The 12,511-nt window shown below is 66.2% G+C and carries 12 protein-coding genes and 1 pseudogene; 11 read left to right on the top strand and 2 right to left on the bottom strand.

What is annotated here, in order from left to right:
• The 3 genes and pseudogenes from FV220_RS21070 to FV220_RS21060 all read left to right on the top strand — a co-directional run.
• Nucleotides 1-352 (top strand): annotated as a pseudogene (locus FV220_RS21070) (tRNA epoxyqueuosine(34) reductase QueG); the annotation flags it as partial.
• Nucleotides 349-1,212 (top strand): SDR family oxidoreductase, encoded by an 864-nt coding sequence (locus tag FV220_RS21065; RefSeq protein ID WP_147833105.1) that lies wholly within the window; start codon nucleotides 349-351, stop codon nucleotides 1,210-1,212. The pseudogene FV220_RS21070 and the gene FV220_RS21065, both read left to right, overlap by 4 nt.
• Nucleotides 1,213-2,170: 958 nt before the next feature.
• Nucleotides 2,171-3,850 carry a GGDEF domain-containing phosphodiesterase gene (locus FV220_RS21060; protein ID WP_187273480.1) on the top strand — a complete coding sequence of 560 codons (1,680 nt, stop codon included), beginning with the start codon at nucleotides 2,171-2,173 and terminating at the stop codon, nucleotides 3,848-3,850.
• Nucleotides 3,851-3,856: 6 nt separating this feature from the next.
• On the opposite strand, the gene FV220_RS21055 is transcribed toward FV220_RS21060, so the two are convergent.
• The gene (locus FV220_RS21055; RefSeq protein ID WP_056146937.1) at nucleotides 3,857-4,912 is read right to left on the bottom strand and encodes a GNAT family N-acetyltransferase; all 1,056 of its coding nucleotides are present in this window, start codon (nucleotides 4,910-4,912) and stop codon (nucleotides 3,857-3,859) included.
• A 245-nt stretch (nucleotides 4,913-5,157) separates the two neighbouring features.
• Nucleotides 5,158-5,544 carry a hypothetical protein gene (locus FV220_RS21050; protein WP_018041676.1) on the bottom strand — a complete coding sequence of 129 codons (387 nt, stop codon included), beginning with the start codon at nucleotides 5,542-5,544 and terminating at the stop codon, nucleotides 5,158-5,160.
• Nucleotides 5,545-5,703: 159 nt separating this feature from the next.
• On the opposite strand from FV220_RS21050, the gene FV220_RS21045 reads away from it, so the two are divergent.
• The 8 genes from FV220_RS21045 (at nucleotide 5,704) to FV220_RS21010 (ending at nucleotide 12,484) form a co-directional block, all read left to right on the top strand.
• Nucleotides 5,704-7,224, top strand: a complete 1,521-nt coding sequence (locus tag FV220_RS21045) for a helicase HerA-like domain-containing protein (protein WP_147833103.1) — start codon at nucleotides 5,704-5,706, stop codon at nucleotides 7,222-7,224.
• Between the two features lie 253 nt (nucleotides 7,225-7,477).
• Complete coding sequence (locus FV220_RS21040) at nucleotides 7,478-9,163, top strand: HAMP domain-containing methyl-accepting chemotaxis protein (RefSeq protein ID WP_147833102.1); 1,686 nt, start codon at nucleotides 7,478-7,480, stop codon at nucleotides 9,161-9,163.
• Nucleotides 9,164-9,368: 205 nt separating this feature from the next.
• Nucleotides 9,369-9,683, top strand: a complete 315-nt coding sequence (rplU, locus tag FV220_RS21035) for a 50S ribosomal protein L21 (RefSeq protein ID WP_018041679.1) — start codon at nucleotides 9,369-9,371, stop codon at nucleotides 9,681-9,683.
• A 32-nt stretch (nucleotides 9,684-9,715) separates the two neighbouring features.
• Entirely contained in the window at nucleotides 9,716-9,982 is a 267-nt protein-coding gene (rpmA, locus tag FV220_RS21030; RefSeq protein ID WP_018041680.1) for a 50S ribosomal protein L27, read from the top strand.
• A 155-nt stretch (nucleotides 9,983-10,137) separates the two neighbouring features.
• A complete protein-coding gene (locus FV220_RS21025; protein WP_147833101.1) occupies nucleotides 10,138-10,608 on the top strand; it encodes a hypothetical protein in 471 nt (156 codons plus the stop codon).
• 83 nt (nucleotides 10,609-10,691) lie between these two features.
• The gene (obgE, locus tag FV220_RS21020; protein ID WP_147833100.1) at nucleotides 10,692-11,726 is read left to right on the top strand and encodes a GTPase ObgE; all 1,035 of its coding nucleotides are present in this window, start codon (nucleotides 10,692-10,694) and stop codon (nucleotides 11,724-11,726) included.
• A gap of 43 nt (nucleotides 11,727-11,769) precedes the next feature.
• Nucleotides 11,770-12,021: a DUF4926 domain-containing protein gene (locus FV220_RS21015; RefSeq protein ID WP_147833099.1), complete on the top strand. Its 252-nt coding sequence runs from the start codon at nucleotides 11,770-11,772 to the stop codon at nucleotides 12,019-12,021.
• A 355-nt stretch (nucleotides 12,022-12,376) separates the two neighbouring features.
• On the top strand, nucleotides 12,377-12,484 hold the full coding sequence (locus FV220_RS21010; protein WP_147833098.1) for a type II toxin-antitoxin system VapC family toxin: 108 nt from the start codon (nucleotides 12,377-12,379) through the stop codon (nucleotides 12,482-12,484).
• Nucleotides 12,485-12,511 lie beyond the last annotated feature (27 nt).

Here is a 12,511-nt window from a genome sequence, read left to right as displayed (position 1 = left end):
GGCCGACCTCGCCGCGCCTCCCCTCGCCGAACTGGCGCGCCTCGACGATGCGGCCTTCCGGGCGCGGTTCGCCGGAACCCCGGTGAAGCGGACCGGGCGCGACCGCTTCCTGCGCAACGTCCTCATCGCCATCGGCAATTCCGGCGATCCGGCGCTCGCTCGGGAGGCCGAACGCTGCCTCTCCGATCCGTCGCCCCTGGTACGCGGTATGGCCGTATGGGCGTCGAGCCGCCTCACCGACGCGGCGGCGATGCGCGGCCTTTTCAACAGCCACGCCATCGGCGAAACCGATGCCGAGGTCGGCGCCGAATGGCGCGCGGCACTCGATCACGCGGGAAACACGACGGCATGAACCTCTTCGTCTTCGGTCTGGGCTTCACGGCGCGCCGCTTCGTCGAGCGCGCGGCGGGGCGGTTCGGCGAGATCCGCGCCACCGTCACCGACCCGGCCCGGCCCGGCGCCGGCCTCGGCGATGTCGCCCTGCGCGGCTTCGGTCCCGAGACGGATGACGCGCGGATCGCGGGCGACCTTGCCGATACGGACGTGCTGCTGGTGTCCGCCCCGCCGTCTCGCGACGGAGACACGGTGCTCGCCCGTTACCGGGACGCCATCGCCGACAGCCGGATCGGCTGGATCGGCTATCTCTCCACCATCGGTATCTACGGCGACCAGCAGGGCGCCTGGATCGACGAGACGACGCCGCCCAACCCCACGAGCGGGCGCTCGCATGGCCGCATCGCGGTGGAGAAGGCCTGGCTCGCCTTCGGGCAGGATACCGGCAAGGCGGTGCAGGTGTTCCGGCTGTCGGGCATCTACGGGCCGGGCCGCAACCCCATCGTGAAGCTGCGAGAGGGCAAGTCGCAGCGCATCATCAAGCCGGGGCAGGTGTTCAACCGCATCCATGTGGACGACATCGCCACGACCCTGCTCGCCTCCATCGACAGGCCGAGGGCGCAGGCGATCTACAACGTCACCGACGACGAGCCGACGCCGCCGCAGGTGGTGACGGAATACGCCGCCGGCCTCGCCAACCTGCCGCTGCCGCCCGAGATCGATTTCGAGACGGCGGATCTGAGCCCGATGGCGCGCAGCTTCTACGGCGAGAACAAGCGCGTGCGGAACCGCCTGATCCGCGAGGAGCTCTGCGTCGATCTCGCCTATCCGACCTACCGCGAGGGGCTGGCGGCGCTGGTCGCCGACGCCAGGGCCTGAGGCTCTGGCCCAGTCCCTTGGCGCGAAAAACGGCTTTTCGGTCTCTTCTTTCAGCTGCGATAGACGTAATGTGGCGGGATGCCGGTTATGTCAGTGGTATTTATACTAAAAACCATAAGTGAGCTGAGTCGATATAAGTTATTTTATAGTGATCGAGTGAGTTTTTTGATCGCCAAAAATGCGTTTCGGCGGAGATGGGCTATCGATTTCGGATGTTATCGCTACGTATGTTGTCAATAAGGGTAAAAAATAATTTATATGAATTTTAAAAACTGTATTTATACTAGCTATAATTGAAAATACGCAGTGAAATCGTTCTGTTCGCGTCTTTGATTTCTCGGAGTGACATGTGCGTCTAGTCGGCGATCGATTCCGACGACATCGTCGCTGTACCAGCATACTTTCATCGTCGATGGATGGTGTCTCGACGATCTGGCCGGGCGACAAGGGTTAAAGGTCAAAAATGGTATATATGTACCGGTAAAATGCTGGTTTGTTGCGGTATCTCGCCATAAAGCGCGGTGCGGCAATTTGAATGCAGTTCGATCCGGTTTCCGGCTACGCTTCATTGACTTTCCATTAACGGACGCTTCGCATAACGATGCTTGACGTATGAGGTGTGCCGGCTGATTCCGGCGGTCTGCGCAAGTATCGCCGTTCGAATGAGAAAGCGGGTCGTGACGGCAAACGGTTCACGGTCACTGCGGAATCCATTCAGCCTGCGAGATCGCCGGCGATTCCGGCGCCCGCGTCGAGCGTGCCGATCATGATCCCGGCGAGGTCGTCACTGAAGGTGGCCGCGTGGCTTCGAACGGTCGTCAGGCGGATGGACCTGCCTGGCCGGGCTCGATCCCTCTTCCGTGTCTCCTCCGGAGTGGGTGCTGGACGAACCGGCTTCCGCATCGATCCGGGGGGCTGGTTGAAATCCATGCGGACGTCGCGCACGAGCGAGTCGAGGATGCAGCCGAGCGAGGAGCGTCTGACGCTCGCCCTCGATAGCGGCGTCGAGGGGATCTGGGACTGTAACCTCGCCGACCGATCGATCTGGATCTCCGAGCGCTGGCTCGCCCGCCTCGGTTATACAGTCGACGCCATCGAGGCCAGGCAGCCGATGGATCACATCGTCCACGCGGAGGACCGCGAGCGCCTGACCCTCGCCATGATCGAGCACGTCAAGGGCCTCGCCTCCACCTACGAGTGCGAGCATCGCGTCGTCTGCGGCGACGGCACCTCGTTCTGGGTTCTCACCCGCGGGCGGGTCGTGGAATGGGACGGCACGGGCCGGGCCGTGCGCGCGGTCGGAACCCAGATCGATATCACCCACCGCCGGGAAGCCGAGGCCCGCGTCGCGTACCTGGCCCTGCACGACGACCTGACGAGCCTGCCCAATCGCCGCCTGCTTCGCCAGCGGCTCGACCGGGCGGTGATACGCGCTCGGGAAGGCCGGTCTTCCGCCGCGGTGCTCGCCTGCGACCTCGATGGTTTCAAGGCCGTCAACGATACGCTCGGCCATACCGGTGGCGACCGTCTCCTGCGCATCGTCGCCGATCGCCTGCTCGAAGCCGTGGGCTCCGGCGATACCGTGGCCCGGCTCGGAGGCGACGAGTTCGCCCTCGTGCTCGAAGGGCTCGGCGGTCCGCACGAGGTCGATGCGATCGCCAAGCACGTGATCGCGGTTCTCGGCGCCCCCATCGAGATCGACGGCATGATGGTCGAGATCGGTGTCGGCATCGGCGCCGCGATGGTGCCGGACGAGACCATTACCGCCGACGACCTGCTCCGACGGGCGGATATCGCGCTCAACGAGGCCAAGACGACGGGGCGTGACACGTATCGCCGGTTCGAGCCTGCTCTGGCCGCGCGCCATTCGGCGCGCCACCTCCTCGCCTTCGACATGAAGGACGCGATCCGGCGGGGCGACTTCCACCTCGTCTACCAGCCGGTCATCGACCTGGCGGCGGAGACGGTCACGAGCTTCGAGGCGCTGATGCGCTGGCGTCACCCCGAACGGGGTCTCATCTCGCCCATGGAGTTCATTCCGGTGGCGGAGGAGACCGGGTTGATCGTGGCCCTCGGCGCCTGGGCCCTGGCCGAGGCGTGCCGCGAGGCGACGGCATGGCCCGACGAGATCCGCGTCGCCGTCAACGTGTCGACGGTACAGTTCCAGCACGATCTCGAGCGCTCGGTGTCGAGCGCCCTCGACGGGGCGGGCCTGTCGGCGGATCGGCTCAAGCTCGAAGTGACCGAGAGCGCGCTGATGCGGGACCCGGAGCGCGTCGTGGCGACGTTGCACCGCCTGCGGGCGCTGGGCGTCAGGATCGCCCTGGACGATTTCGGCACCGGCTACTCGTCGTTGAGCTACCTGCGGCGGTTTCCCTTCGACAAGATCAAGATCGACCGCACCTTCATCAAGGACATCGCCGAGCCTGATGCGGCGGCCATCGTGAGGGCGGTGGTGGGTCTCGGGGAGCGGCTTGGCATGAGTATCGTGGCCGAGGGTGTCGAGACGGCGGAACAGCTCGATCTCGTCAGGAGCGAGGGCTGCGACGAGGTCCAGGGGTTCCTGTTCAGCCGGCCGCTCCCCGCCAGCGAGGTCCAGGCGTTCCTGCGCTCCCGCCGCGCGAGCGCGGCGGCATAAACGGGATCAGGCCGCGCGCTTGTTCGCGGCCGGGCCGAAATGACCGATGTAACGGGCGGCGATGGCCGAGACCGGCAGGACCACGAACACGTCCGTGGTGCCGAACTGGTGGTCGATCACCGCGCCGTCGCCGAAAGTGGCGCCCACCCGCAGGTAGCCCTTGATCAGCGGCGGGAGCGACTGGAGCGCGGCCTTGGCATCCACCACCTCGCGCGGCAGACGATCCATGGCCACGTGCCGTCCCGGCAGAGCCCTGGCGCACCAGGGCTCGGGCGCGCGGGCATGGTGGTGGAGGAAGCTGAGCGCCAGGGCGAGCCTGTCCGGGTCGGTCCCCTCCAGGCTGGCGCAGCCCAGCATCGCGTCGATGCGGTGGTGCTGGACATAGGCCCAGATCCCCGCCCAGAGCAGTTCCACCGTGCGCTTGGTCCGGTAGGGTTTCAGCACGCAGGACCGGCCGAGTTCGAGGAAGCGCTTGCCGGGATGCGCGGCGAGCAGGGGCGCGATGTCGTATTCGCCGGCGGTGTAGAAGCCGAAATTGCGGTCGGCCGCGTCCTGGCGCAGCAGGCGGTAGGTGCCCACCACCTTCGGCCTCGGGCGGCGGAAGGGTTTCGCCTCCGTCGCCGCATGGTCGATCACCAGGAGATGGTCGCAGACCGTGTCGTAATCGTCGATGTCCCGCCGGGACAGCAGGGACATGCCCGAGGCCACCGCCGACATCTCCTGGTAGAACACCCGGTAGCGCAGGCGCTGGGCGCGGCGGATCTCCGAGACGGTGGTGGCGAGGCGCACTTCGAGGTCGCCGATGCGGCCGAGCACCGGGTCGAGACCCGGAGCGGCCAGGGGCTTCTTCAGGCGCGGCTTGAACCGGATCGGCGTTCCGCCCGGCGGGATCAGGGACCGGCCACCGGCGCCGGGAAGGCTCGCGAAGCCCGGCAGGCCGGAGAAGCCGGCATGTCCCGCCTCGAGGCGCTTCTGCTTGAACCGGGCGAAGGGCGCGTGGACATGGGCCTCCCAGCCGTTGAGCCAGGCCGTGGACGCATCACGCGCGAAGTTCGGGACCATCGTCCATTCCGCTCTGCCGGACCCGCGAGGCCGGCTCCCGATGGAGCCTGGAGCCTCATATCCGCGAGGCCACATCATCACGAAGCCCGAACGCTTTTATGACAGGCTTTTGCGTGAATCCAGAGACGGTTAGTGTCACGCCAAAATGGTTCGCCGGCGACCCTTCCATGGGTAGCCGCCGAACCTTTCCCATTCTCCTCTTTTCCGGCTCAGGCAACGGGGAAGAGAGGGCAGCCGGACCGGTCTCAGACGAACTGGTTCAGGCCGGGGATCGAACCGACGATCGGCCCCATCACGTCCTCGCCGGCCTTCTCGCGGCCGAAGGCGAACAGTTCGGCGCCCAGCGGCTGCATCTGTCCCATGGGAACGCCGGCCGACATCAGCTTCTGGCCCAGCGCCATCACGCCCCCGCCCATCATGCCGCCGAGCATGCCCATGAGGCCGCCGCCGCCCTCGCCCTCGTTCGCCTGGGCCGCCGCCGCGTCCGCACCGGGCATCGCCGCGAAGAGCTGGGCGACCTCGGTGGCCGGGCCTTCCTTCTGCAGGAAGGCGAGGATGTGGCCGATGGCCGTCTGCGCCGTCGCGGCGTCGAGCCCGGTCTTGGTGGTGACGCGGGCGATCAACTCTTCCATGTAACGATGCTCCAACGCATGAGTGTGCGTAGTCCATCTGGTCTGTCCGCGATGAAATCAAGCGCCAGGTGCGGTGCTGCTGGAAAATGCGTCCCCCGGGCGTCATAACCCCAGGGTCGCTGCGCTGGGCGCGACGCGAAGCGGTGGGTTCAGGCGATCATGCAGAGCGACGGCACCATCCTCGTCGGCAAGAGCGGCACCAAGCCGGAGGCGCTCACCCTCAGGCTCGCCAACCGCCACGGCCTCGTGGCCGGCGCCACCGGCACAGGCAAGACGGTGACGCTCCAGGTCCTGGCGGAGGGGTTCTCCAATGCCGGCGTCCCGGTCTTCGCCGCCGACATCAAGGGCGACCTCTCGGGGCTGGCGGCGGCGGGCGAATCGAAGCCGGTCTTCGTCAAGCGCGCGGAGGAACTCGGGATCGCCTACGAGCCCGACCGTTTCCCCACCGTGTTCTGGGACCTGTTCGGGGCGCAAGGGCACCCGATCCGCTGCACGGTGATCGAGATGGGGCCGCTGCTGCTGGCCAGGCTGCTCGAGCTCAATGACACGCAGGAAGGCGTACTCAACATCGCCTTCCGCGTCGCGGACGACAACCAATGGCCGGTCCTCGACCTGAAGGACCTGCGCGCGCTGCTGCTTTACTGCACTGAGAACCTGAAGGAGATCTCGGCCAAGTACGGCAACGTCTCGGCCGCCTCCGTCGGGGCGATCCAGCGGCAATTGCTGATGCTGGAGAACCAGGGCGCGGACCAGTTCTTCGGCGAGCCGGCGCTCGACCTCAACGACTTCATGAAGCGGGACCGCGACGGGCGCGGCATCGTCAACATCCTGGCCGCCGACAAGCTGATGCAGCGGCCGCGCCTCTACGCCTCGTTCCTGCTCTGGATGCTGTCGGAACTGTTCGAGCAGCTGCCGGAGGTGGGAGACCTCGACAAGCCGAAGCTCGTCTTCTTCTTCGACGAGGCACATCTCCTGTTCGACGACGCGCCAAAAGCCCTCCTCGACGCGGTGGAGCAGGTGGTCCGCCTGATCCGCTCCAAGGGCGTGGGTGTCTATTTCGTGACGCAGAACCCCCTCGACCTGCCGGAATCGGTGCTCGGCCAGCTCGGCAACCGTGTCCAGCACGCGCTGCGCGCCTTCACGCCCCGCGACCAGCGGGCGGTGAAGGCCGCCGCCGACACGTTCCGGCAGAATCCCGGCTTCGACGTCGCCTCCGCCATCACTGAACTCGCCGTCGGCGAGGCTCTGGTGAGCTTCCTCGAGGCCAAGGGCACGCCCTCGATCGTGGAGCGCGCCCTCATCGCCCCGCCGCAGGGCCGGGTCGGGCCTCTGAATCCGGCCGAGCGCGCCGAGCTGATCGCGAAAAGCCCGCTGCGGGGGAAGTACGACGAGGCGGTGGACAATGAGAGCGCCTACGAGATCCTGGCCCGGCGCAAGGGGCTCGATTCCGCCCCAGCCGAGGCGGCGCAGCAATCGGAAGGGGGCTTGAGCGGCATGCTCGGTGGGCTGCTGGGCGGCGTGCTCGGCTCGAAACCCGCCGCCAAGGGCGGTCGCCGCCCGCCGCAGAGCCTGGCCGAACAGGTCATCGGCAACGCGGCCCGCTCGATGGCGCGGACGGTGGGCACGCAGGTGGGGAATGCGATCCTGCGAAATGTACTCGGCGGGTTGATGAAGCGGTAGAGGCGTCCGAGCTTCAAGTAAACTGAAAAACTTCCGATTCTGTTGGGCTATTGCTTTGATCATGACCATTAATGAACTCAATTTCGATAATGTCTGGCTCGTTGTATTGTCGGCGAATTCATTTTATTCTGAAAGTATAGAATAATTTTCCCTAGATTTATAATGCCGACCGGTGTTTCGCGAAAAAACTGAATTAACGCGATGTTGATGTATGTAATCCAAATCTATCGCCCTCTCTCGAGGGCTGAGGGTCATGCTTGGACGTCTCAAAATCATCTACAAGTTGGGTCTCGCCATCGGGTTTGTCTGTGCCGTCCTCGGTACCTGCGTCTGGTACACGACCGGACGCCTCGTCGAGATCGGTGGGGATTATGGACGGTTCATCGCCCATGAAGCGAAGGGGGCGGCCAATGCGCGGCGCGCCAACCGGTTCGTGTTCGAGATGAACCATGCCCTCTTCCGGGCCATCACCGAGCCGGATGCCGAGGCCAAGAAGCGTTATCTGGCGCAGATGGATCAGGCGTATCCCAGGCTCAAGCAACTGATGATCGACCTGCCGAAGGAGACGCCGGCTTTCGCGGCCCGCGTCCAGGCGATCGCCGCTCAGATCGACCGTCTGATCGCTGACAGTTTCAAGGTGCGTGCGCTGGTGGAGAAGGGCGAGACCGCCAAGGCCCTCGACCTGATGCACGAGGCGGTCGATCCGAACTTCAAGGAAATCTACACCGCCTGTGGCGCGCTCTCGAACGATGTCGCCAGCTACATGGATGCGGGGGCCGCCTCCCTGGCGTCGCTGACCGAGTCGACCCGGTCCGCCGCTTTGGTGGCGAGTGGGCTCGGCATCGTGCTGAGCCTGGTCTGCGCGGGACTGATCTCGATCTTCGGCATCACCCGGCCCATGGGCAACCTCGTCGCCGTGCTTCAGCGCATGGCCGGAGGCGCCACCGATATCCGCATCTCCGAGGCCGCGCGCGGTGACGAGATCGGCGCGATCGGCAGGGCCGTCGACGGGATCCGGACCATGGTCGCCGCCAGGGCCGCCGAGCAGACGGAGATCACGCGCATCGCCGACGAGGCCGCGGCCACCGAGCGCCGCCGCGGGATGATCGAACTCGCCGATGGTTTCGAACTGGCGGTGGGTGGAATCGTCGGCATGGTCTCGTCGTCCGCGACAGAACTGCAGGCCACCGCCTCCACCATGACGGCCACCGCCCATGAAACGGCCAGCCAGTCGACGACGGTCGCGGCGGCGGCCGAGCAGACCGCGACCAATGTCGGCACGGTTGCGGCGGCGGCGGAGGAGCTCGGTTCCTCCGTCCAGGAGATCAGCCGCCAGGTCGCGGGCTCCGCGACCCTCGCCCTCACGGCGGTCGGCGAGGCGGACCAGACCGCCCGCCTCGTGAACGAACTGAGCCTGGCGGCCAGCCGGATCGGCGACGTGGTGAGCCTGATCTCGACCATCGCTGGGCAGACCAACCTCCTCGCCCTGAACGCGACGATCGAGGCCGCGCGGGCCGGCGAAGCGGGTCGCGGCTTCACGGTGGTCGCCACGGAGGTGAAGGAACTCGCCAGCCAGACGGCACGGGCGACCGAGGAGATCTCCAGCCAGATCACACGGATCCAGGGAGCGACCGGCGATGCGGTTCATGCCATCGGTGGAATCTCGACCAGCATCCGCGAGATCAACGCGGTGGCCGCCACGATTGCCGCGGCCGTCGAGGAACAAGGCGCGGCGACGCAGGAGATCGTTCGGACCGTCGCCCAGGCGGCCGTGGGCACCAACGAGGTGACGAGCAACATCTCCGGAGTGGCGGGCGCCGCTGAGGAGACCGGAGCGGCCGCCTCCCAGGTACTGTCGTCGGCCTCCGAGCTGTCGCGCCAGTCCGAACACCTGAGAGCCGAGGTCGGCCGGTTCCTGGCCAACGTGCGCGCCGCCTGAGCGGCGCTCGACGCAAAGGCCGGTCCATTCATTGACAGGCGGGCGAAACCCGACTAGCTGACATCCGCAACGCGCGGCTTCCTCGACGAAGTCCGCGCGTTTCGCGTTCGCAGCATCGCTCGAATCGGTGTCGCGGATGACCTGAACAAGAAGACGGTCCAGGCTCGCAAGGCTGGAGGCCGGCAGAGAACACGAAGAGAGAACGATGTTCGCAGTCATCAAGACGGGCGGCAAGCAGTATCGCGTTGCCGCCAACGACACCATCACGATCGCCACCGTCGAGGGCGAGCCCGGCTCCGCCGTGACCTTCGGCGAAGTCCTCCTGTTCGCGGACGACGCGGGCGCCACCCAGGTCGGCGCGCCGCTCCTGTCGGGCATCAGCGTCGCCGGCGAGATCGTCAGCCACGGCCGCGACGCGAAGGTCATCGCCTTCAAGAAGCGCCGCCGTCAGAACTCGCGTCGCAAGCGCGGTCATCGCCAGCACCACACCGTGGTGCGCATCACCGGCATCAGCGCCTGACGTTCTGATCGAGACATTCGGAGTCAACCACAATGGCCCATAAAAAAGCAGGCGGCTCGTCCCGCAACGGCCGTGATTCGGCCGGTCAGCGCCTCGGCGTGAAGAAGTTCGGTGCCGAAGCCGTCATCGCCGGCAACATCATCGTCCGTCAGCGCGGCACCAAGTTCCACCCCGGCGTCAATGTCGGCATCGGCACGGACCACACCCTGTTCGCCAAGGCGGACGGACGCGTGCTGTTCCAGGTGAAGCGCGGCCGCGCCTTCGTCGCTGTCGTGCCGCATCAGGAAGCCGCGGAGTAATCCACGGCCTTCCACCGCGAGGCGGCGCCCGCACCGGGCATCCCGTCATCGACGATCGTCGGACATCGAAGGGAGGATGGTGCGCCATCCTCCCTTTCGTCGTCTGCGCGGGTCTCCGTCGTCCGGACGGTGTCGCCCTCGGAAGCGGAGCCGCGATGACGCAACGCACGCTCGTTCTGGCGGCCCTCGCCGCGACCGGTTCGGTCGCGGTCGCCCTCGTGCTTCTGGGTGGCGGAGGGGAGCCTCCCGCGACCCCGGTCGCGGGCATTCAAAGACCGTCGCCACGGAGCCCGACGCTCTACTGCGAATTCTACAACTTCGTCGGGCGAAGCCCCAAGGTCGGCTTCACCTTCGCGATCTCCGACCATGACGAGCGGCCGGTCTTCGCCCAGGTGAGCCAGTTCGAGATGGACGGGACACGGGCCGAGTTCGGCTCCGATTCCCGCCCGATCTGGGCCTTCGACGACGCGCAGGTACCGGCGACCCTCACCTCGCCGGACGGCGCCATCGTCATCAATCTCTACGCCTACGACCGGACGAAGTCGGGTGGGGCGTGGTTCGAGGCGGGCCTGCGCAGCGTGCAGTACCTGAACCTCGACGGGAAGTGCCGACAAGGCGCAGCCTGAACCCGAACCCGCATGTGATTCGCCAAGGTCCGGAGCCGGCAGGCCCCGCCCACGGCGAATGAACGACAGAGACGAGAACACCCGTGAAATTCCTCGACGAAGCCAAGGTCTATGTGCGCTCCGGTGACGGCGGCGCCGGCTGCGTCGCGTTCCGGCGCGAAAAGTTCATCGAGTTCGGCGGCCCCAACGGCGGCGATGGCGGCCGGGGCGGCGATGTCTGGGTCGAGTGCGTCGACGGCCTCAACACGCTGATCGACTACCGCTACCAGCAGCATTTCAAGGCCAAGAAGGGCGAGCACGGCATGGGCTCGAACCGCCACGGCGCCAACGGGGCGGACGTGGTGCTGAAGGTTCCCGCCGGCACCGAGATCATCGCCGAGGACGGCGAGACCCTGATCGCCGACATGACCCATGTCGGCCAGCGCGTGCGTTTGGCCAAGGGCGGCAATGGCGGCTTCGGCAACGCCTATTTCACCACCTCGACGAACCGCGCCCCGAAACACGCCAATCCGGGCCTGGAAGGCCATGAGCAATGGATCTGGCTGCGCCTGAAGCTCATCGCCGATGCCGGCCTCGTCGGCCTGCCCAATGCCGGCAAGTCGACCTTCCTCGCCACGGTGACGGCGGCGCGCCCCAAGATCGCCGATTATCCCTTCACCACCCTGCATCCGGGTCTCGGCGTCGTCCGCTCGGACGAGCGCGAATTCGTGCTCGCCGACATTCCCGGCCTGATCGAGGGCGCCCATGACGGGGTCGGCCTCGGCGACAAGTTCCTCGCCCATGTGGAGCGCTGCCGCGTGCTGCTCCACCTCGTGGAAGCCACGAGCGAGCATGCCGGCAAGACCTACAAGCTGGTGCGGAAGGAACTGGAAGCCTATGGCAACGGTCTTGCCGACAAGCACGAGATCGTGGCCCTGTCGAAGTCCGACGCCGTCGATCCCGATACGCTGAAGGAACAGGTGGCGCGACTGAAGCGGGCCTCCAAGTCCAAACCGCTGATCCTGTCTTCGGCTACCGGCCTCGGCGTGCAAGACGCTCTGCGTGCGATCACCCGCGAGATGATGGAAGCCAAGGCGGCCGATGCCGAGGCACAGCCGGCGGAGGCCTGGCAGCCGTAAACGAGCGTTTTGTCTGCCGCGCGACTCGCGATAGAGTGCTTCGATGTCTATTGAAGTCCTTTATCTGCTGAGGAAAGACGATCCGGGAGCCGCGCTCCGGGATTTGGACGACGTGACCCTGCTTGCGGATGTGACGAGCGATGACGGTGTGACGATTCCAGTCGGCACGGCAGGGACGATTGTCGGCGTCTGGCGTGACGGCGAAGCGTTTGAAGTCGAGTTCGCGCTCCCCGAGGGAGCAGTGGCGACGGTGCATGCCGGGGCGTTGACCCGCACGCGGCGTAGCGCCTCTTGAGCCGAGATCTACCTTCGATCCGTGGTCTGACGATCAGCGAGGACAAGGTGACTCGCTACTGTCTCAATATCGATCATCCGCGCGGTGGCCCGAAGGCCAGATTTCTGCTCCGCTTCGGTTTCGAGGCTGGCGAGCCGCGTGTCCTGCAGGATTCGCTCGCCGATCACCTTCTGCTCGCTCCGGACGCATGGACGATCTCGACTGCGCAAGGCGACACCAAGATCGTGTGCGAAGGGCCGATCACTTCACCGGATGGGCGGCACCCCATGATCCGATCCGTCTGGATGCTGGAGGATGGATTCGCTGCTTTCGTCACCCTCATTCCTCTTTCGCGGGGAAAGCCGAGTCCGATAGCGTGAGGCGACGGGTCGGTATCGCCAAGACCCATGCGCTGCCGCTGCTGTTCAACGGCGAGGACTTCGTTCACACGGATATCGCGTTCGCCTACACCCCCGTGCCATGACCTCTTCTCCCCAGACCGCCCCGTCCC

The organism is Methylobacterium sp. WL19 (assembly GCF_008040005.1).
In the GTDB taxonomy this organism is placed as follows: Bacteria; Pseudomonadota; Alphaproteobacteria; order Rhizobiales; family Beijerinckiaceae; genus Methylobacterium; species Methylobacterium bullatum.
The sequence above is the reverse complement of the archived record's forward strand: the minus strand, read 5'-3'. Positions and strand labels throughout refer to the sequence as shown.